Annotated in this window: 19 protein-coding genes and 1 tRNA gene; 7 read left to right on the top strand and 13 right to left on the bottom strand. The window is 59.2% G+C overall.

Translation table 11 applies throughout. The features are described from left to right. Nucleotides 1–25 precede the first annotated feature (25 nt). The 5 genes from ACR0AH_RS17480 (at nt 26) to ACR0AH_RS17460 (ending at nt 5,368) form a co-directional block, all read left to right on the top strand. The gene (locus ACR0AH_RS17480; RefSeq protein WP_480592978.1) at nt 26–1,510 is read left to right on the top strand and encodes an ArnT family glycosyltransferase; all 1,485 of its coding nucleotides are present in this window, start codon (nt 26–28) and stop codon (nt 1,508–1,510) included. 141 nt (nt 1,511–1,651) lie between these two features. Continuing rightward, entirely contained in the window at nt 1,652–2,413 is a 762-nt protein-coding gene (locus ACR0AH_RS17475; protein ID WP_480592976.1) for a glycosyltransferase family 2 protein, read from the top strand. Then, nucleotides 2,410–2,709 (top strand): lipid-A-disaccharide synthase N-terminal domain-containing protein, encoded by a 300-nt coding sequence (locus ACR0AH_RS17470; protein WP_039542759.1) that lies wholly within the window; start codon nt 2,410–2,412, stop codon nt 2,707–2,709. The genes ACR0AH_RS17475 and ACR0AH_RS17470 overlap by 4 nt, the downstream gene beginning before the upstream one ends. A 175-nt stretch (nt 2,710–2,884) precedes the next feature. Continuing rightward, nucleotides 2,885–3,520 (top strand): GNAT family N-acetyltransferase, encoded by a 636-nt coding sequence (locus ACR0AH_RS17465; protein ID WP_170648222.1) that lies wholly within the window; start codon nt 2,885–2,887, stop codon nt 3,518–3,520. 78 nt (nt 3,521–3,598) lie between these two features. Next, the gene (locus ACR0AH_RS17460; protein WP_480592974.1) at nt 3,599–5,368 is read left to right on the top strand and encodes an adenylate/guanylate cyclase domain-containing protein; all 1,770 of its coding nucleotides are present in this window, start codon (nt 3,599–3,601) and stop codon (nt 5,366–5,368) included. Between the two features lie 27 nt (nt 5,369–5,395). Here the strand turns inward: ACR0AH_RS17460 and ACR0AH_RS17455 are convergent, their stop codons facing one another. Further along, entirely contained in the window at nt 5,396–5,773 is a 378-nt protein-coding gene (locus ACR0AH_RS17455; protein ID WP_170397987.1) for a winged helix-turn-helix transcriptional regulator, read from the bottom strand. Nucleotides 5,774–5,954: 181 nt separating this feature from the next. Here ACR0AH_RS17455 and ACR0AH_RS17450 point away from each other — a divergent pair, with 181 nt between their 5' ends. Then, nucleotides 5,955–6,719 (top strand): nuclear transport factor 2 family protein, encoded by a 765-nt coding sequence (locus ACR0AH_RS17450; RefSeq protein ID WP_480592972.1) that lies wholly within the window; start codon nt 5,955–5,957, stop codon nt 6,717–6,719. Between the two features lie 101 nt (nt 6,720–6,820). On the opposite strand, the gene ACR0AH_RS17445 is transcribed toward ACR0AH_RS17450, so the two are convergent. The 4 genes from ACR0AH_RS17445 to ACR0AH_RS17430 form a co-directional block, all read right to left on the bottom strand. Beyond that, nucleotides 6,821–7,741, bottom strand: coding sequence for a pentapeptide repeat-containing protein (locus ACR0AH_RS17445; protein ID WP_170397991.1), 921 nt, complete (start codon nt 7,739–7,741; stop codon nt 6,821–6,823). 137 nt (nt 7,742–7,878) lie between these two features. Further along, nucleotides 7,879–9,189 carry a gluzincin family metallopeptidase gene (locus tag ACR0AH_RS17440; RefSeq protein ID WP_170397993.1) on the bottom strand — a complete coding sequence of 437 codons (1,311 nt, stop codon included), beginning with the start codon at nt 9,187–9,189 and terminating at the stop codon, nt 7,879–7,881. A gap of 12 nt (nt 9,190–9,201) precedes the next feature. Next, the gene (locus ACR0AH_RS17435; protein ID WP_480592970.1) at nt 9,202–10,539 is read right to left on the bottom strand and encodes a TfuA-like protein; all 1,338 of its coding nucleotides are present in this window, start codon (nt 10,537–10,539) and stop codon (nt 9,202–9,204) included. After that, nucleotides 10,536–11,729 (bottom strand): YcaO-like family protein, encoded by a 1,194-nt coding sequence (locus tag ACR0AH_RS17430; protein WP_480592968.1) that lies wholly within the window; start codon nt 11,727–11,729, stop codon nt 10,536–10,538. Before ACR0AH_RS17430 ends, ACR0AH_RS17435 begins: the two co-directional genes overlap by 4 nt. A gap of 160 nt (nt 11,730–11,889) precedes the next feature. Between ACR0AH_RS17430 and ACR0AH_RS17425 the strand changes: the two genes are divergently transcribed. After that, nucleotides 11,890–11,965, top strand: a tRNA-Thr gene (locus ACR0AH_RS17425). Nucleotides 11,966–11,992: 27 nt separating this feature from the next. On the opposite strand, the gene ACR0AH_RS17420 is transcribed toward ACR0AH_RS17425, so the two are convergent. From ACR0AH_RS17420 to ACR0AH_RS17385, 8 genes are read right to left on the bottom strand one after another with little or no spacing between them, the layout of a single operon-like run. Continuing rightward, nucleotides 11,993–12,889, bottom strand: coding sequence for an FAD:protein FMN transferase (locus ACR0AH_RS17420; RefSeq protein ID WP_480592966.1), 897 nt, complete (start codon nt 12,887–12,889; stop codon nt 11,993–11,995). Then, nucleotides 12,886–13,401 carry a nitrous oxide reductase accessory protein NosL gene (locus tag ACR0AH_RS17415; RefSeq protein ID WP_170595018.1) on the bottom strand — a complete coding sequence of 172 codons (516 nt, stop codon included), beginning with the start codon at nt 13,399–13,401 and terminating at the stop codon, nt 12,886–12,888. Before ACR0AH_RS17415 ends, ACR0AH_RS17420 begins: the two co-directional genes overlap by 4 nt. Beyond that, complete coding sequence (locus tag ACR0AH_RS17410; RefSeq protein ID WP_170733811.1) at nt 13,398–14,219, bottom strand: ABC transporter permease; 822 nt, start codon at nt 14,217–14,219, stop codon at nt 13,398–13,400. The genes ACR0AH_RS17415 and ACR0AH_RS17410 overlap by 4 nt, the downstream gene beginning before the upstream one ends. Further along, nucleotides 14,216–15,109, bottom strand: a complete 894-nt coding sequence (locus tag ACR0AH_RS17405) for an ABC transporter ATP-binding protein (RefSeq protein WP_170398101.1) — start codon at nt 15,107–15,109, stop codon at nt 14,216–14,218. The genes ACR0AH_RS17410 and ACR0AH_RS17405 overlap by 4 nt, the downstream gene beginning before the upstream one ends. After that, the gene (locus ACR0AH_RS17400) at nt 15,099–16,355 is read right to left on the bottom strand and encodes a nitrous oxide reductase family maturation protein NosD (protein ID WP_480562903.1); all 1,257 of its coding nucleotides are present in this window, start codon (nt 16,353–16,355) and stop codon (nt 15,099–15,101) included. The genes ACR0AH_RS17405 and ACR0AH_RS17400 overlap by 11 nt, the downstream gene beginning before the upstream one ends. Nucleotides 16,356–16,357: 2 nt before the next feature. After that, on the bottom strand, nt 16,358–18,265 hold the full coding sequence (gene nosZ, locus ACR0AH_RS17395; RefSeq protein WP_170398107.1) for a TAT-dependent nitrous-oxide reductase: 1,908 nt from the start codon (nt 18,263–18,265) through the stop codon (nt 16,358–16,360). Between the two features lie 15 nt (nt 18,266–18,280). Further along, complete coding sequence (locus ACR0AH_RS17390; protein ID WP_480592994.1) at nt 18,281–20,431, bottom strand: 4Fe-4S binding protein; 2,151 nt, start codon at nt 20,429–20,431, stop codon at nt 18,281–18,283. Between the two features lie 17 nt (nt 20,432–20,448). Further along, complete coding sequence (locus tag ACR0AH_RS17385; RefSeq protein ID WP_170625389.1) at nt 20,449–20,913, bottom strand: DUF2946 family protein; 465 nt, start codon at nt 20,911–20,913, stop codon at nt 20,449–20,451. Nucleotides 20,914–20,980: the final 67 nt, after the last annotated feature.

Raw genomic sequence — 20,980 nt, 5'->3', positions numbered from 1 at the left:
ATGACGCGATAGGACCACGGAAAGCATGACCGGTACCTCCCCAAATTGGCTAAGATTGCTTCCTTACTTCGCCACCGCATTGGTGATGGTCCTGGTCTGGTCCTGGTATCTGACTGATCTGGGTGTTGGGAACATCTATCACTACGATGAATTCTACACTTATGACCGCAGTACAGGCTTTGCGCGCAATGGGGACTGGCTGGCGGTTTATTCCAACAACGAACCCAGCCTGAAAAAACCGCCCATGCAGTATTGGATGTCTGCGCTGCTGATGGAGTTTGGCGTATCTGATATTCTGGCCTTGCGCCTGCCGTCGATGATCTTTGCGCTGGGCGCGCTGATGGCAACGGCCGTACTGGCGCGGGTGATGATCCCGGGCAGCCCCTGGGCCATGCTGCCTTCGGTCCTGCTGGTGGCCACGTCGCTTCAGTTCTGGCAACACGCCACATCCGCGATGCTTGATACCGGTGCGGTTTTCTTTTCGACCCTTGGAATTGCAGCCCTGTTGGCAGCGTTGGAAAAGCCGAAATACTGGCCTTATTTCGGCGCAACTCTGGTGTTGGCCGCCTTGCAGAAAAGCCCAACCCCGCTGGCCTTTCTAGCGCTGGCACTACTGACGCTGAAGTTGACCAACAGATGGCAGACGGAACCGTTCAGCGAGATCTGGCAGAACAGAACGTTTCGCCTAACGCTCAAAATTGCGATCCCGCTGGCCTTCGCCTGGCCGATCCTGCAAGAGCTTCGGTTCCTCTTTGGCGACTCGCTGGATGGCAACATCAAAGGCGAGATGCTGGATCGTTTTCGCCCATCGCTCAGCGATCGCGGCTTCGGGAAACTCTATGATCTGATCATCGCGGGCGAGCCGTGGTTGCGGCTGCTGGGTTTTGTCGGCATCTGCGCTCTGCCATTTCTGCAAAAGCGGCCCAGACTTCTTGCTGCAACAGGGATAGCAGCGTTCTTCGTTATCATGATGTGGGCCGCAGCCGGCAAGGTCTATGCACGCTACACCCTGCTGATCCTGCCGATGCTGATGGTCGCGGCAACCGGTTTGTTGTTTTCGGTCAAGCGCCTGCGCTGGGCCGGGATGGTGGCCGCGCTGGGTCTGGTCTTTGTTGCAGGCGGCCTGTTCTATGACCGCGATGCCACCGATCTGGGCAAGGGCCGCGTGCGCTTGGGCGTGCCCGAGGCCGAGATTTTGACCCCTTTGGGTGCAATGCTGCAGCCGGATGAAACCCTGCTGCTCTGCGCCTATGACCGCAAGTTGCGCGTACCGCCCGGGGCCGCATCGGTCTTTGCTTCCAACGGTAGGCGCTTTGTCTATCTAAGACGGCTGGAGCTGCACAAATACCTCGACAGGTTCGGCTATACCACCGGCCCGCTGCGAGGGCTCTGTTCGGAGGGTGAGTTGTCTGAGCTGGCACCTGACCTAATCGGGCTCGAGACGCAGCCAACTGCGGTTGAGGGTTTGGTCTATTGGTCGGCAACCGGTGTCACGCCCGCCCCTGAATAGGAGACACGGTGCAATCCGCCCCATCGCTGAACAATGCCCCAACAAGTTGCGCAGATGTTGGCCTGCGATGCGGTGGCCACTTGAATTTTCGCCGTTGATCCCGCAAAAGCCCTGAGACTGAAACAAGTAAAGCTATCCACCATGCATGCTGATCATGATGCCAACGCTGACAATCGACCCACTGTGTCGATCGTGATTCCCATGCATAACGAACAGGGGGCTGTTCCTGGTCTTATCCAGGGCATCTGCACTGCTGCGACCGAATTGCCCGCGTTCGAGATTGTCGCGGTTGATGATGGATCGACCGATGGCACTTTTGCGGCGCTGCAACAGATGCAGAAAGACTGTCCGCAACTGCGCATCCTGCAGCACCAAACGGCCGGTGGCCAAAGTGCTGCCGTGCATTCCGGCGTCAAGGAAGCACGCGCGGATATCTGCTGTACGCTGGATGGCGACGGACAGAACCCGCCGGAAGAGCTGCCAAAGATTTGGGCGCCGCTGGTGTCGGGTGGTGATACCTCGATCGGCCTGGTGGCGGGGCAACGGGTTGGCCGACAAGACACTGCGTCAAAGAAGCTTGCCTCGCGCTTTGCCAATGCACTGCGGGGCTGGATGCTGAAAGACGGCACACGTGACACCGGCTGCGGTTTCAAGGCGTTCCGACGGCAGGCTTTCCTCGATCTGCCCTTTTTCAATCATATGCACCGTTATCTGCCCGCCCTGTTTAAGGCCTATGGCTGGAATATCGCGCTGGTGGATGTGGCGCATCAGCAGCGTTTGTCGGGCGAATCCAAATACACCAATTTCGGGCGGGCCATGGTCGGCATCTGGGATCTGTTCGGCGTCGTCTGGCTGACCCGCCGCGCCAAATCCGTTTCCGCGACCGAGGCGTCCCGGTCATGAAAGAAACCATTCTGGAAATCCTGCACGTCGACAGCCCGACCGAGGCGCTCTGGGTCTTTATCGGTCTGGCCGGTCAGCTGATGTTCAGCGCCCGGTTTATCGTGCAATGGATCACGTCAGAGCGCGCCAAGAAATCCGTCATCCCGATGGCGTTCTGGTACCTTTCGATCGGCGGCGGGCTTATCCTGCTGAGCTATGCGATCTATCGCCGTGACCCGGTCTTTATTCTGGGTCAGTCGATGGGCCTGTCCATCTACCTGCGCAACATCTTCCTCATTCGCGCTGAAAACCGCTGATTGATCGTAACGCTTCTTTACGACCTGCCACCCATTACAAGTTTGTCGGTTGCACCCGTTCAGCGGGTAGCGGCCTACGGCTGCGTTGTGTGAACAACCTCTTATTGTTTCTGAAATTTTCGTGCTAGTATCCCGCGAATAGATTTTCAGAATTGTACTCGGAGGATATTTTCTCTTGCCCGATAGCTCACCCCGGTTGTTCAGATTGCGTCCTTTGGAAAAGGCGGATCTGGGAACAGTTGCGCGCTGGTTTCAGGATATCCATGACCTGGCCCTGTTCGACCGTACGTCGCGCATACCGCAGAACCTGGTACAGACCGAGCAATATTGGGAAGACGCGATAAACGCCTCAAAGGACTGCTGCAAATGCTGGTTCGCTATCGAATCTGACAGTGGTGATCTGGTGGGGATGACCGGGCTTGAAGCAATTTCCAGCGTCAACAGGGATGCGGTGGTTCCGGTATTTGTCGACAAATCCATCCGTCGACATGGCGTGGCGGTGCGTTCGGTTGCGCTGATGCTGGATTTCGCATTCCGGCAATTGGGGCTGAACCGTATCACCTCGTATTACCGGGCCGACAATCACAGCAGCCGCGATCTGATCCAGCGAATCGGCTGCGAGATCGAGGGCACGATGCGTCAGGCCTGGTTCGCGGATGGGCAGTTCCATGACATGGTTGTCGTGGGGATGTTGCAGCAGGACTGGCTCGCGCGTCGAGAGGTGCTCGCGCAGGAGTTAGGCGCCCAAACAGTGGTCAGTTTTGATGCCTCTGGGTGGTCTTGGCCCCCCGATTCCGGTGCAGATACCTAAAATGTTACGTATTCTGAGTCATTTTTTGCTAAAACAGTCCTGTCGGATTCGACATGACAACACAATTGAGTATTGCCAGTGAACACGACCGGTTCGGACGCATCAATAAAACAGAAACTAGGCGCGGTGCTTTTTGCCGACGTTGTCGGCTATTCCCGCCTGATGAGCGAGAACGAGATGGATACGTATAACGCGTTGAAGTCTTTGCTTTCGCAGCTTGAATCGGCTTGCTCAAAGTATCAGGGCAAAATCATCGAAGTGCGCGGTGACGGCATCCTTGCCTTATTCGACACGGCGACCAGTGCGGTAGAGTTCAGCATCGAACTGCATCGGATCGCTGCGGAACATAATCAGGCGCGCGATTATGAGCACAACATCAAATTCCGCGCTGGAGTTCACATGGGCGAAGTTCTGATGGACGAACGCGGCATCCATGGTGACAACGTCAATATCGCTGCCCGCCTGCAGGAGATTGCCGAGCCAGAACGGGTTTATGTCAGCGCAGCCGTCTATGAACAGATCCGTAACCGCCTGCGCTATGGCTATGAATTCCTCGGTCCCAAGCAGCTCAAGAACATTATGTCTCCGGTCGCGACCTACTGTGTCCGAACCGAGGTCGAGGGTGCAACAATGGCCGCAACCCTACGTCCTGAGATGCAGCTGGAAGTGCTTGAAAGGCCCGATAACCCGTCGGTTGCGGTGCTGCCCTTTACTAGCCAAGGCGGGGATGAAGATGAAAGCTGGGTCGCCGAAGGGCTGACCGACGACATCATCATGAACCTGTCCAAGTTCCGGAACCTGTTCATCATTGCCCGGAATTCCTCGTTCTTCTTCAAGACCCAGTCGATGTCGCCGCAAGAGGCCGCTCGGCGCCTGAACGTGCGCTACATCGCGCGCGGCAGTGTGCGCCGCTCGTCCAGTCGTATCCGGATCACGGCCGAGCTGATTGACGCCAACACCGAACGCACCATCTGGGGTGAACGGTTCGACCGTAAGCTCGATGATATCTTCGACATCCTGGATGAGGTGACCGAGTGCATCGTTGCCGCCACTGCAGTCATGATCGAGTCGCATGAAAAGCTGCGCATGGTGCAGGCAATCCCGTCAGACCTGCGGGCTTATGGTTCGGTTCTGCAGGGGCAGCACCATATTTTCAAATACACCCGCAACGACAACCGCAAGGCGCAGCATTGCTACGAATCCGCGCTTGAGCGCGACGGCGGCTATGCTCGGGCTGCAGCAGCCCTGTCACGCACGCTCAACATCGATTGGCGCTATTCATGGACCGAAGACCCAAACAGCGCGCTGGACAAGGCGCTGTCGCTGGCTCAGCGTGCGGTGGAGCTTGACCCCACAGACGCGCGCGGGTTTGGAGAGCTGGGCTATGTGCAGCTTTATCGTAAAGAGCATGACTCGGCGATCGAATCCTACAAACGCGCCCTACAGCTTAACCCCAACGATGCGGACATGCATTCGGACTACGCCGATGCGCTGGCCCATTGGGGCGACAACGAAACCGCCATCAAACATCTGCAGCAGGCGATGCGCCTGAACCCCTATTTCCCCGATCAGTACCTGTGGCATCTGGGCGGGGCCTATTACAATCTCAAACGCTATGACGACGTGATCTCATGCGTGAACAAGATGAACAACCCGACCGAGGGGCAGCGCGTGCTGGCCGCCAGCTATGCCCATAAGGGCGAGCTGGAAATGGCCCGCCAGATCGCCGACAAACACCGCGCAGCGCATCCCAATTTCTCATTGTCGCGCTGGGCCAAGGTTCAGCCAGACCGCCTGTCCGACGACACGCAGCATTTTGTCGAGGGGCTCAAAAAGGCCGGGTTCTGAGCTTCTGCCCGATCTCGCCTATAAAAATCAACTCGCCTGTTCGCGGTCGAACTGCATGCGTAGTCGCCTGACTTCATCCATTTGTTCGTGCGACCAGAAGACGAGCGGTTTCAGCATTTCAAGCAAGCTTCTGCCCAAAGGCGTCAATTCATAGGACACTGCCACTGGCGGTCCGGGATCGACGGTGCGGGTCAAATAACCATCACGTTGCAACCCGCGCAGGTTTTCGGTCAACACACTTTGTGTGATGTCTCCGATACAGCGCTTGAGATCGCCAAAGCGTTTCGGCTCATCCTCCAGCGCAAGGATGATGATCATCCGCCATTTGCCCGTCACATTGGACAGTACGGAACGGATTGAGCAGTTGGAAGCTTCTGCCTTGTTGGCAACACCAATTGGTAGCATCTCAGTCTCTGGTATTGTTTCGAAACTTAATCGCACAATAGCGTCACCTTAGCTTCGGTACAACTCCCTGAAAATTCAGGCAGTAGCCTCAAGCATACCAGGTCATTTTAAAGTACGTAATTTAAATGTAGTATGGATTTGCTACCACGTATCCAGTAGATACGAATCACAGGAAATCAACATGTCCCCCAAAGAACTTGTAATCGCACTTTTTACGGCTGCCTTTGCTGAACATGACCCGCAAGCTGCGCTACAGCTCGTTACCCCGGACTATATTCAGCACAACCCGCAAGTCCCGGCCGGAGCCGAAGGCCTGGCCGGCCTGATCCCTTTGGTCGAACAATCCGGGATGACTGCAACTACCCACCGGGTCATCACCGAAGGCGATATGGTTGTATTGCACAGCACGTTCGACAACGCGGACGCTTTTGGTGCACCGACCCTCGCCGCCTTTGACATATTCCGCGTCGAGAATGGCAAAGTTGCTGAACATTGGGACAATTTGCAGCCCGTTCCCGAAACAACAGTGTCGGGCCGTGGCATGACAGATGGGCCGACCGAGATCACCGATCTTGAGAAAACAGAAGAAAACAAGGCGCTGGTTCTGGGGTTTGTGCGTGACGTTCTGGGCGGTGCCGCGCCCGAGAAAGCTCCGATGTATTCCGAGGTCTATATGCAGCACAATCCAATGCTTGCCGATGGGATCGATGGCCTGATCGAGGGCACCAAAGCCTGGGCAGAGCAGGGGAATGTGATCACCAAATTCGAGCCGCAGATTGTGGTGGCCGAAGGCAACTTTGTCTTTGTCGCCTCAGATGCCACCGTCAGCGGGAACCCTTGGGCCTTCTTCGACCTATGGCGCGTCGAAGATGGAAAGATCGTTGAACATTGGGACGTCGTTTCGCCTACGCCAGCCGAAATGGCGCACGAAAACGGCAAGTTCTGATCTTCGAAAGGGATGGCGGGTCAGGCATAAATGGCCCGCCAACCCAAAGCAGACGTTGGAATAAAACCAAACGTCAATCGGTCAGGATCATTTCAGCCTTCCTATTCACCACGTGCCTTTGCGCCGCTGACTTTGGCACCTGACACCTTAGCACCGGACACCTTGGCCCCGCTGACCTTCGCGCCCGAGACCTTGGCCCCGCTCACCTTGGCGCCCGAGACCTTGGCTCCGGACATCATCGGTGCGTCATATTCAAAATAGACGTCCAGCAGCACGTCTTCGATCTGACCGGCTGCGATATCCATGCGGATGGTGTAATCGGCCTGATCGTAGTTCCAGACGCGGATGTCATTGGCCATCTGGTAATCCGCTGCCGCGACGCCCGAAACCGAGGGGTTCATCGGCGCGCGTGCGGCCTGTTGCGTGGTGTCCGGCGCGTTAGCGTCATTGCTGGTCTGCAGCTTGAAGCCATGGGGCAGGTTGCCACCCGTCGCGCTCTCGCCTTCGCCATGCACCAGAAAGATCGTGGGTTCCGGCATCTCGTAATAGGTGCCGTCATAGGCGAAGCCGTAAATCCGGGCCAGCCGTGCATCGCCTCCGAACTGGTCCCCGATGAAATTATTGACGCCACGACCCCTCCGGCGGCCATCCTGTTCGATGAACAGCTGTTCCGAGTGCCGGTTCGCGATCTGCTGCCAGTGGGTATGCTTGAACTGACGTCCGCGGCGTATATAGACAAACGAGTCGTGCGGAACCTTCTTCCGCTTGTCGAACTTGAACTTGTCGCCGTCCTTGATGACCTTGTAGATGCCGGACTTTTCGTTTGCCGCATCCCCGACCTGGACCAGAACACGATCGTCTTCCCGGACATGTACGCCGTCGATTTTGGTGAATTTCTTACTGAAGTCGTAGTCTTCCTCAACCTCTTCGGCCAACCGGACCGAGCGTTGTTTCAGTTTTAAATCACTTAACTCTCGCCCAAACAGTAATACCTCGGAAAAACTGAGTAAGGACTCAGACATATCACTTTCTCCCTATCGGGGGTCGACGCTGCCGATTGCCTCGCCTGTCCCGGTTTGCGCATTCAGTGCGCGTTGAATGTCACTATTATCACCCCGTGCGCGTAACCTGCCACAATAGCGGGGGAAAAACAAAGACTTTAAGGTTCATTCACCTCGGGTGACAGTGTACGAACCGACGCGGCATGGCTCGTCCCGTCGGGCTTGGTCAAACGGGGGCCGGGCGCTGTCAATCCGATGTGGCGCATGCGGAAATTACCTTCGATAATCTGCCGGAATGCGCCGCCGGTGACCTCGTGATCGACCATGACCAAGGCGCGTTCAACGCCGAAGTAGCTCAGCATATCGGGGTCCAATTTCTCCCACGCATCTGCAAGGTAGGAACCCAGCAGGTCCCGCGCTTCGATCAGGGCGACCCGAAAGCCTTCGGGGTCGGCTGCGTAATGTTCGTCGAACAGGTCCTGCATGATCGCATTGTATTCGTCGGTCCCTTCCAACTCGTCCGAGAGCTCCTCCATCTCCGGGTCGATCACGTCATGTGCTACCAGTCGTTCGTGGTAGATATCGACCAGAATATCGAACATCGCCCCGGTCAGTGGTTCCGACAGGGCGTGTTCGCTGGACCATCCATGCGAGAATTCAGAAAGCGTCCGGTCATTGGCGGCGATCCGAATTTGCGAGTTCTGCGACAGCTCGGCAAAGCGGCTCAGCCGGTTATAAGTATAAAGGTTGCCGCGTGTGTTTTTCAGCAATTCATCCACGACCGAGCCGAAATGCAGCGACGCCAACAGCGCCACCATATCGGCCGCCGATTCATGGAACCCATAATATTCGCCGGTCGCATCCTCTTCGGATGGCATGCCGACCACGCTGTAGATGATGGCATGGCCGATCTCATGCGCGACCACATCGAAGTTCAGGCTGTAGGGGCGGTATTCGTCACCGATATCGCGAGTGCCACCGGTTTCCAGAAATCCCCAACCGATATGCGCGTTATCTAGACTTGGCAGCAACGATAGCTCAAGCCGCTCGAAATCACGCGCGAAATGCCAGGGGATCGGGCGATTAAAATAGCCCTCCCACACATCCATGGTGAAATGGGCCGCTCCGAACAGATGGGCGGCTTCAAAGGCCGGGTCCTCGGGATCGATATGGATGAAATTGCCAAACTCATCGGGCTCGGGCGGCGGCAGGATATAGCCGTCCCATGCGGGCAGATACATCTCGGGGCCGTCTTCACCCTCGATCATCGCGCCATAGGGGGTCGTTTTGTCGACCGGGTACATCGCATACATGCGGGGGCCCGATGGGCCTGGGCCTATGGTCCCTTGCGGGGCCGATATTTCGACCAGTTCGGGCTTGGAATTCGGCTCTAAAAAGGGCGATTGCGGATATAGTAAGAACCGCGTGCCGGGGGGGTCATTCTCTGAATAGTCGGGCCAGATTGCCATTTTTCCCTCCCGTTATCCGCCTGCGCGCAGACCTGTTGCCAAGCCTGGCTCTTGATCAACCTGATCGCCGCTGGTGTGGCAAAACAGGAACTCGGCTTCAATCAGATCGACCAAGGCATCGCGCCCCTCAAGGCCAAGCCCGATCGCGTAGGAGTCAAGATCATCCGGCACCCTCTGGTCAAGACGTGTTTCAAAATACCAGACCAAGGCACGCGTTCGAATTGCGGCGTTGCTCGGGTCCAGCGGCAGCGCCGCTTTGCGCTGGGCCCGGTCGCGCAACGCGCTGTAGTCGCCCGAGCGTCGAAGCTCGGCTAGCAAAGCGGCATCCATTGTCTCGGCCAGCGTTTGGATTGCGATATCGACACGGGATTTGTCGGCCAGCATCGCCTCGTACTGCACAAGGGTCAGGTCATTTTCTTCCAGCCATTCAAGCAAATCCGCATGGCGGGGTAGCCGGGCCTCCAGCCGATGTTCGGTCATCTGCTTGACCACGGCGTCTTTATCCGGGTCCAACCCCTGTCGGCGGGTCTCGTACTTAGACAGCAAGCCTAACGCTGCGCGATCACGCAGATGCGCGTAGAGAACCGGATCAAGCCGCAGCTCATCCACTAGCGCCCGCGCCTCGCTATCCTGTTGTGCGGCTTCCCCATCCACACGAGCGCAGAGGTCACGCCAGACCAGCGTCCGTTCGGTGCGATGTGAGTCTGACACATTCGTTCCAGCGTTCAGAAAGCGGGCCATCTCAGCCAGCATCGCGCGGGCGTCATCCCCTTTCGCATCCACCTGCCCCTCGGGCAACCATCGTTGAAAGGGTTGCGGGTCCGAAGCGCCCTCAAGGATGCGATCCCAAACCCGGTCACGGTAGTGCAGGTCTTTCGCCTTTTGCTGCAACGCGTCGCCCGTCTCAGACGACAACACACCCGCTGTCTTGGCTTGCGCAATGGTGGCGCGGATCGAGACCATAGGCTCGCTCAGCGGTGGAAAGCCAAGCTCGGCAGGGCCGTGCAGCACCGCTACCTCGTCATCATCTTCGATGGCACCATTCAGGTAACCCTCAAAAATCTGGCCGATCCCGATCATCCCGAAATCCGCCAGCTCTGCCGCGCGCAGCGCACCCATGCTGGCACTGCCAAAGACCGGTATACCTTGCTCCAAGGCCCACAGGATTTCCTTGTGCCAGACCGAGGGCACCCCGTCGAAATACCCGTCTATAATCCCGATCGCACGCGGCTTTTCCCGCACTGCCCGATACACATCGCCCTGCTGAACCGGGGGTAGAATAGTGGCGTTCAGATGTTCGCGCACGGCTTCGGCCCGTAGCGTCGGCCCGACAAAGACAACCACACTCATGACATCACCGCTCGCGCACGGGGGCCTGCGACAAAGTCGGGATCGTCATGGGGCGCTTCCAAGCCCGGTATCACCGCGCGCACCACTGCGATGTCAATTTCGGGTCGCGACAGATCAACAGTGACCACCTGATCAATGCCTGCCTCGGACAGGCGCGCCAGCAACAAAGACAGGTCATCCGTGAACGATCCGGTCACGTAAGTTGGGCATTCGGTGAAATCACCGATGGGCGCCGAGCCATCGATCAGTTCGCGGATGTATCCGCTGCGCCAGTTCCGGGCAGTGTCTGAGAACTCTTCCGGGTCCAGATCATCCCGCGCCCCTGAGATATAGGTCAACCGTGTTTGCGCCGCTTCGGTCAGCGCCCGCAGTAGGGCAATGGCGCGATCCGGGTGGCAGCCGTCGCCGATGCCGATATGGCCCGTGGTGCCTCCGTCCTCACATATCGCGCAGCGAAAGCTGGCGATGCCTATGTCCGAGGTCGTGTCCCAGATTCCCAAATCAAGCCCCGCCGCAGAAATCTGTTCCATCGCCTCAAGGCAACGCGGGTCGTCCACTGTACGGGGATTAACACGCGGGGTTGCGCCCTGATGGTGCCACAGCGTTGTGGCGTCACGCTCGATCAACTCGCAGATCGCGTGGCAACTGGCTTCGGTCAGGTTGTTGCCGGACGCCAGCCCGTTTGTCGTTCGCGGAAACGCCCGCTGCCCAGCCACGGGCGAGGTGGTATAATCGGTGTCCACCATCTCATACGGCACCCAGCAGGGCTGGCCCGAGGGCAGATCGCGCCCCAGCACCCACAGTATCGCCTGATGAGGGTCGAACTGCCCGCCGGTGACGCTGGGCAGACGGTCGGCATCGACCACATACTCCACCGCCAGATCAGCAAAGCTGGACAGCCGTAGCGGCAGTTCGATCCGCTCTGCGTGCCAGGATTCAATCGCTTCCATCACGCCCGAAGCCCGGGCTGCGTTCAGCGACAGCCCCTTGCCCAGCGACACCGCGACCGAGCGCGAGTTTGGCCGCGTCACCATCACTGTCGGCAATCCAACCCGGTCCAGTCCCGTCAGGTTGGCGATCCGGGTTATGCCCATCTGCTTGAGGAATGGTTTGACGATGGCCAGGGTCTCTTCCGGGTCGCGCAGCCGGTGGGTGTCTAGAACATAAGACTTCTGCGAATTCCCGGACATCCAAATGACCTTGCCAAATATCTGATAAACCACCGTAACCCGCCGGGCGGATCATGTTGGCGTCAGGATGCGGGATGAATGCGTAGTGGTCAACCGCGCAACGGCCCGGCAATCCACGCTTGCATGACCCGCGCGCTGCCGTTAAACGAGCTTCCGCATCGCCTCAATAGCTCAGCTGGTAGAGCAGGTCCTTCGTAAGGACAAGGTCGGGGGTTCGAGTCCCTCTTGAGGCACCATCCCCTTACGACAAGCTTTACCCGCGCTCAGATACTCATCTCGACACGCGCGCCCGGAAAACGCGATATCAGCGCGTTTGCTTTGGCACGCGGGGTCAGGCATAGGGCGGTTGAGAGCCCGTCTGCCAATGCTGCCTGCGAGGCTGAGATTGATACAGCCCGATAGGGCGCACCCAACCCTTTCGGGTTCAGGATATGCCCCTGATCGCCCTGCAGCATGGTGCCTTCGGGGGCCGAGGTTGCGACGGCGCGGTCCTGCAGTGTGATCCGTTTAGCGACAGCACCGTCGGGCTTGGCCAGCCCGACGCGCCACGGCTCGCCATTGCTCCGCTGGCCAAGGGTGGCGACCTCGCCCATATCCACCAGCACATCGCGCAGATCGAAGGATCGCATCAAAGCGGCAATCCGGTCAGTGATCGCACCTTGAGCAATCCCGTTCAGAGTAATCGCCGAGCGTCCGGGATGCGGCAGGCGGATCTCACCGGCGCTTACGTGAACCTTGTCCCAACCAATCGTCTGGCGCGCACGTTCCACTTGCGACCCCGCCGCGCCACTGGCGAGCGCTAGCCACAGGGGCTGGATCGTCGGATCAAACACCCCGCCCGAAGCGTCGTGAAGCGTGGAACACAGGCTCAGCACCTCCAGCAGCTCAGGCGCCGGGGTGACCAGGTGGCCGATCCGGTTAAGCTGACTGATCTGCGAGTGCGTCCGGTAGAGGCTGAATATATCCTCCAGCCGATTCAGCTCTGCCTCGACCGCAGCAAAGATCGGCGCGGCCTGTGCGTCCGTCGAGCCTTCCAGCCTCAGGCTGGCGGGTGCGCCCAGCGCGATACCGCGCCATTGGGCGACGTTGCCAGCAGCGGCGGGTACGGCGGCGCAGGCGGCTGAGATGGCCAGGAAACGGCGGCGGGTCAGAATGGTCATGCGGGGGTCTCCAGCGCGAGGTCCAGATCGACGGGGCCCAGCACTTCGGCATCGGGAATATCAGACAGTGGCAGGGCGGCGCCGCCATATTCGGCAATGAACGCCTCTGCCGCAGCGGGGTCGCCAAAGGGCACGACTTCTCGCGCACCCATGCCACCGGCCACATCGGCGCCGACGACAAAGGTCGCACCATCGGCTGCGATCCAGTTGGAAATCCCCGGTTGCCGCCAGCTGGGCGCGACGCTCATGTCACTGACATAGGCAGCGGTGATCTTGGCGTCACGTTCGGGGCTTTTCAGATAGGCCAGCATGTCGCGCACCTGCGCAAAGAACAAAGGCGCGGGATAGCCTTCCAGATGGATCTGCCCTTTGGGCCCGCCGTGTTCCGCGATGTTCATCTGGCAGAAATAACTCAGCGCATCCGGGGTGAGATCAACCGGGTCGGGAGCCTCGGCCACCTCTTCTTTGCAGGCCGTCAACGCGACCAGAGCGATCAGGGCTAGGTATCTCATGGCTCAACTCTCCGAAATGCGAGACGCGCAAGGGCAAAGCCCAGCACCGGCCAGATCAGCAGCGAGGCGGGCGCGGCCCAGACCGGCAGGGCCTGCGCCGCCCCGGTCATGCCCGAGGCTATCGCGACGCCCTCGGTTGCGGCGATGTTCCACAAACGGAATGCGTCGGCCGGGTTGGCCACCATCACCCATGGAAAGACGGATTGGGTGAAAGCGCCGCCCTTGTCCATGACGACGGCCCCCAACAGGCCCAAATCATAGAGGACGACAAAAACCAGCCAGAGCCCGGCCGACAAACCTGCCGCCGCCGTGGCCCCCTTTGCCAGGGCGGACAGCAAGTATCCAAGCGCCAGAAAGACAGCGCCCAGCAGGATAGATGTGAGGATCAGGCGGACCAGAGCCATCAGGCTTTCCGGACCCGCGCCGCCAAAGAAGGCGGCCACTGCGCCAGCGGTGCCGAAACCGATGGTCATGGCAAAGGCCAGCGCGGCCAGATGGGCGGTGAATTTGCCCAACAGGATTTCTCCGCGCCCCGCCGGGTAGGACAGCAGCAGTGACAGGCTGCCGCGATCCACGTCGCCCGCGATGGCGTCAAAGGCGATCATCAGCGCCAAGAGCGGTGCAAGATAGACCGAAAGCGTGGTCATCGAGGCCACCGAGACGGTCAGCATGTCGACTCCCAACGTGCCGGTTGGTGCGCTGCCCGCAAAGGTCAGCGCCAAAGCGAACAGCACCATGATCAATGTGGCGACCAGCAGCCAGCGGTTGCGGCGCAGGATCAGCATTTCTGTGCGGGTGATGGCGAGGAAGCGGGTCATTGCAAATCCTCCTGTGCGTAGTGGCGATAGAGGTCTTCCAGCTTGGGCGGGGTCATTTCCACATCCGCCACAGCGTCGCCCAATCCGGCGATCCGGCGCAGCGCCTCCATCTTGTCTTCGGGTGCGCAGAGCAATTCAACGGATGCCCCATTGATCCGGTTGCCACCCAGTTCAGCGGCCAGCACATCAGGATTGGCGCTGGCGCGTACTTTCAAGCGGATCGGCAGACCGGCCAGAGCCGACAGATTGTTCAGCGTATCGTCAGCGACCATCCGGCCCTTGCGCATGATGGCGATGCGATCAGTACGGGCCTCGACCTCGGTCAGCGCATGGCTGGCGATTAGAACGGCTGTGCCTTGGGCAGCCAGCTCGTCGATGATGGCATAAAGGTCCTGCCGCGAGATCGGGTCCAGCCCGCTTGTCGGCTCATCCAGCAAAGCCACTTTCGGTTGACCCAACAGCACCTGCGCCAGACCCAGACGTTGCCGCATGCCTTTGGAATAGGTACCGATCCGGCGGTCCAATGCGTCGCTGAGACCAACGCGCTCCAACAGGCCAAGCACGTCGGCCTTTGCGCCTGAAAGCTGCGCAAACAGTGTCAACTGCTCGCGCCCTGTCAAAGCGGGATGAAACGACACCGCTTCGGGCAGATAGGCCGTCTCGCGACGCGCCTGCGCGCTGCCGGGGGTGGCATCTCCGATCCGAATGGCGCCGCCATGGATCGGCGTCAGGCCGAGGATGGATTTGATCAGGGTCGACTTGCCCGCACCGTTATGGCCCAGCAGCGCCACGCGCTGACCGGGGGCAAGAGACAGGGTGATATCGTCAAGAACGCGGGTTTTTCCACGGTCCTTGAGAACATGGTCGATTGACAGGGCCTTATCCGTCATGAGGCACCTTTTTCATAGCTGGGGGTTCAGGGGCTTGCATCAATGGGTTGCTGTCCATCACGCCCCCCGGCAACAGCGCCGGGAAGGCCGATTGCGACCAGCGCACCAGCTGCACGGCAGGGGAGCCGAGCAACAGTTTAGCTGAGGGTTGGGTCCACAGGACATGGTCCATACTGTCATTGGGGCGATAGGGGGCATCGGCAATGCCGTTGCCATCCACATCATAAGCGGCGAAATCGGACCAGTAGTTGCCGCGCCCGTCCTCGGACCACTCGACCCATTTGGTCGAGACGTATTTCACCTGCGTCCGGTTCCCGATGAATGAATTGCCAACGATGCGGTTGCGCTCGCTGCCAGCGGTAAAGTGGATGCCGATGCCGCACCCCTCAAACCAGTTATCAGTGAACTCGTTCTTGTTCGAGTTATAGAGGAAGGTGCATTTCTCTTTCGCACCTTTCACAACGTTTCCGGTGATGGTGCTTTTGTTGGCGTAGTTCAGCATGACGCCATGTTCGCGGTCGCCGATCGAGACGTTATTGGCCACGGTCACATTGGTCGTGAACATCACCGCGTAGCCCAGATCATTGCCGATCGAGACGTTGTCGCTGACCACCGAATTGTCGGCATACATGTAATGCACGGCAAAACGCAGATCGCGAAACAGGTTGCCGGTGAAGGTGTTCTTCTTCGACGAGTTTACAAAGATTCCGTCGCGGCCATAGCGAATATCGTTGTCCTCAACCACCGCACCCGGCGCGTTCCAGACATAGACGCCATTGCCGCGCTCGTTCATGCGTTGGTCTTGCCGTCCTTCGATCCGGTTGCCCCGGACGATACTGTCCTTGGCCCCATGGATGTCGATGCCATAGAGATTGCCCAGCAGCACATTGTCTTCGACCACCGGCGCATGGGCCGTCTTGGTCAGTTGGATGCCGCTGTCGATCCCATCATGGTCCGAGCCCGATCCGATCACCGTCAGACCGCGCACGGTCACACCCGGCCCGGTCACGGTGATGACGCTGCCTTCGCCTTGTCCGTCGATGGTGGCCTGTCCCAGCCCGTCAATCGTGACGGGCCGGTCCAGAACCAGCGTTTCTGTGTAAACGCCGGGGCTCAGGCGGAGGGTGTCCCCATCCGCCGCCTGCGCCAGTATCTCGTTGATGGCCCCTGCCCGGTTGGGCACATCCCAATCCGCCGCCCAAAGGGGCGAGCCGAGCAGGAGCGGTATGAGCAGGGACCAACGCATGGTTATGCGCTCCGCGGCTCAACGAACATCCGGCCGCGCATCTCCATATGCAGCGCGTGGCAGAACCACTGGCAATAGAACCAATGCACGCCCGGACGGTCGGCAATGAAGGTGACCGAGGCGGTGGCCTGCGGCGCAACCTCCATCGCGATGCCGAAGTTCGACAGACACAACCCGTGGGTCACGTCATCCACGTCATCCAGGTTGGTGACATACAACGTGACCTCGTCACCCTGTTTGACGGTGAACTTCTCAAGGCTGAACACCGGCGCGGTCGAGGTCATGTAGACCCGCACCTTGTTGCCATCGCGGATCGGCTCCTCGGCACCCTCTTCCAGATCGACACCATCAGCCTCGGCCTGTTTGCGGGCATCTTCCCACATCGGGTCGTTGCGATCCCAGACATTGACCGGGTTCACCTTGGACCGGTGCACGAGGATCGAGTCATGCGGTTCCGCAAAGGTCGGCCCGTCATGGACCACCTTCATCTTATCACCCGAGATGTCGATCAACTGCTCGTTTTCCGGCTTCAGTGGCCCGACGTTCAGGAAGCGGTCTTTCGAGAACTTGTTCATCGAAATCAGCCACTTGCCATCAGCCTCAGCCGTTTCGCCCATCGAGGTCGAATTGTGGCCCGGCTGATAATGCACATCCACTTTGTCGAGGATTGGATCAACATCCGCACCACCGTAGGCTTCGATGGCCTTGGCGATATCCCACTTCACCACCTGGCTGTCCAGGAACAGGGTGGTGTAGGCGTTGCCTTTGCCATCAAACGCGGTGTGAAGCGGGCCAAGACCCAGCTGCGGTTCCGCCACGATGGCCGAGCGTGGATCGGCATTGTCGGCAAACAGCGCATCGACCTTTTCCACATCGATCACGGATACGGTCGGGGACAGCTTGCCGTTGATCATGATGTGTTTCTTGTCGGGCGCGGCGTTCACACCATGCGGCGAGTTCGGGATCGGGATGTAACGGGTCAGGTTACCGCCCGCCTCTTTGCGCCCGTCCACGACCTTGACGCCGTTCAGCTCCTGATAGTTGCCAGCAGCAATCGCGTCTTCGATGCCTTTCAGGTTGAACACGACCACGTGGTCCAGCTCATTCTCGGTCATCTCGGCCAGGTTCATACCCATTTCCGAGTTATACGAGGTCGAGAATGCGTATTTGCCCTGATAGTCGCAGTCAGTGTTGTCGAGGTTGCCCGACACCATCACCTGCCATGCGATCTCCATCGTGTCACCGTCGATGGCAGTGAAGATGTTCACATATTGCGACGGATCATCGAGGATCTCGCCATCGTTGACCAGCGGTGCCTCGTGTTCGCCATTGGCGAAGATATAGCCGGTACGCGGGTATTTCTGCGGACGCAGACCGTGGATGTCATGCGCGTTCGGGATTTCGATGATCTTGTCGCATTTCATCACGTCGCAGCGGATGCGCGCGACGCGTGTGTTGGCCTTGTCATTCATGAACAAATAGCGGCCATCATAGGTGCCATCGGTGAAGGACATGTGCGGGTGGTGCAGGTCGCCATTGTCATAGGTGACTTTGCCATTGGCGGCCAGGTACTGCTTGGTCTCGGGTAGCAGCCCTTCGGTCAGGATCTTCAGCGACTCGTTGGTTTGGCCCCAGCCGGTGGCCGAGCAGCGGTTGAATACCGGAATGCGCATCAACTCGCGCATCGACGGCACGCCGAGGATACGCACCTCGCCGGTCTGACCCGAGGACCAGAAGCCGTAATATTCGTCCAACTCGCCGGGCTCCAGCGCGGCATTGGCGGCGGCGCTGGCCTCTTTCGCGGTCATCAGGGTGCTGCCCAGACCGGTTCCGGCCAACACGGCGCCGGTTGCAGATGCACCCAGCAGTCCGCGGCGTGTGACGTTCAGTTTCTTATCGTGTTCCGACATGATCGTTCCTCCTTTTTAGGAAACGGTTTGCGGTTTGGCGTTCGGATGGTTCGCCGGTGGTTGTCCGAGGGGGTTTTTCGGTTGAACCGACCCTGTCTTGGCCCGCCGTTTCAACTGGCGGATAACGACGGGACATTTGTCCTCGGACTGGTAGAGCACCTGACAATGCAGGCAGGTGACGCACTCGTTCGGATTGATCTCACCGGTTGGGTGGATCGCCTGAACGGGGCATTCGTTGGCGCAGGTCTGACAGGGGGTGCCGCAATCCTTGTAGCGGCGCAGCCAGTCGAACATGCGGATACGGGCAGGGATCGCCAGCGCACCACCCAAGGGGCAGAGATAGCGGCAATAGAACCGTTCGATGAACAGCCCGATCCCCAGCAGGGTCAGCGCAAAGACCACGAAGGGCCAGTCGCGCATGAATTTCAGAATGATCGCGGTCTTGAACGGCTCGACCTCGGCATAGGTTTCTGCCAGCGGGATCGAGACAAAACTGATCCCGAACAACACGAGGAAGATCATGTATTTCGCGGGCCAGAGCCGCTCATTCAGGCCCCAGGGCAGTGTCCATTGCGGCACCTTGAAGGCCCGCGCGATCTTGTTGGTCAGTTCCTGCAGCGCGCCGAACGGGCACAACCAGCCGCAATAAGCACCCCGACCCCAGAACAGCAGCGCGGCAGCGACAGCGAACCATTGGATGAAGACCAACGGGTCCAGCAAGAAGGCATCCCAAGAGAATCCCGTGCGCAAGCTGCCTGCCAGCGCCATCAGGTTCACCACGCTCAGCTGCGCATTGGCGTACCAGCCGATGAAGAACAGCGTCATGGTCAGGTATCCGATGCGGAACCAATAGAAGACGCGGGCGATCATGGTGGCGTGGAACTGGAAGAAGAATGTCGCTGTCAGCACCAAAAGCATGACGCCCAGCACCCCGATCTCAACCGTGCGATCCTTCCAGATGCGTTTCCAAAGCGCGGCCTTGGCTGCTGCCTCGCCGGTGGCGTCATCGACGACTACAAGGGCCGTAACGGGCAGCAGATACTGCTCGGGCAGTTTGTAGCCCAGATCGAAGGTCAGAAAGGTCTTCTCAACCGCGCCCACAGCCCGCTGCGCCAACAGTTGCAGGCGGAAGGGCTCGGCCGGATCAAACTCGGCCTCAGCGGGGATCTTGAAGATGTCCAATTCCGTGAAACTTGGGGCATCGGGTGCCGCAACCTTGCCCAACCGGCGCTGCTGCTTGTCGAAGAATCGCACCGAATTGTCGCCTTGGATCAACTGAATCCGGTCGAAAATCCCGCCCCGGACATAGCCCGAGCCCTTGAAGCTGTAGGCCCCACGCCCCAGCACCAGAATAGCCTGCTCGCCTTCGTCCAGCCAGTCGACCATGTTTTGATATTCGGCCTCACCCAGCAGCGACTTGCCGATCGACGGCACGGATACCAACGCCATATGCATATCAATATAGGTGTCATCTGGTTCGCCGGGTTCAGGGCGTTTGATGGCGCGCTGATCTCCGGTGGCTTCGAACGCAGCGTTGACCTGCCCGATATCCAGCGTTAGTCGCCGGACCGAGCCGTCGCCGGACAGGGTGGTCCAGTCGTATACCGCATCCTGCGCCAGATCGACTTCGCGTTTCGGCCCATCGGCCTGCAGCGGAGACAAACCGCCCAACCCCAGCGCCCGCGCCACCTTGATGCCGCCGCGCACAAGACTGTCATCAATCACCATGATCGTGACGGTGGCCCCCGAGATGATATCGAGGTCATGCCCCTCACCGCCGGTTTCAGCCTCAACCTTCAAGTCCAGACCGGCATAGCCTTCGGTCAGCTCAACCATGCGCGCGTTGGGGATGCCAATCAGAACGATGGGCTCCGAGTGTTTGACCAGTTGCACACCGGTTAGCACCGCTTGATCATCGATGGCGGCGACCACATGGATCGGTTTGCCGGAATAGCCGGTGGTGCCAACGAAGTCAGAGGTTAGGAAGGCCCAGGCAACGGTCTCGCCGGCCTTCAGAACGGGTGCAACCGGAACGTCATCGCGGACCGGCCCAATGGCATCAGCACCGGGGGCCAGATCGGCGGGTTCAATCTCGGGCAGGAAGCTGGCAAGGCTGTCGGCATGGGCACTGATCGCCGTTAGGCAGGACAGGGCAAGGGCCAGCATTATATGGATTGCGCGACTTACGACCACGGCGCACCTCCGATACTTAGGGTGGACACCATGGTCGCGCGCAGGGCGCGTTCAGCAGTTTCTTGGGTCGGGCGCGGAGGTCCCCGGGTTTCGGGCCACAGCTTATGCGACTTGTACAACATGGAAGATTTGCTGTTCTGAAGCTGTACAACACGGAAGTTTCCGATTTGCGGTATCTGCACCAGCTCGGGTGCGGGCGCTGCACTGGTGACAGCGCACAGCGCGCAATCGGCGCATTTTGGGCAGTACGCGGTCGGGTCTTCGGTGTCCTCCTCAAGATCAACTTCAACCCAGACCGCGCCGCCTTCCGAGCAGATCTCCATCCAGACACTTTCACCGGGACTCGCCAGCACCGGTCCAAAGGCCTGCAACAACAGAAGGAATATGCCTGCCAACCCACATGCCGCGCGAGTTGCGCGTACAGGGAGATTGTGCAGAGGGATCAGGGCAGGCATGGAGTCTCCGACTCGGAAAGCTATGCCTTTGGGGTATTGGATTCTACCGAGTCGCGACTTGACTTAG

Source organism: Ruegeria sp. AM5 (assembly GCF_056540645.1).
Note: the sequence above shows the minus strand (reverse complement) of the source record. Positions and strands in the feature narration are given on the sequence as shown.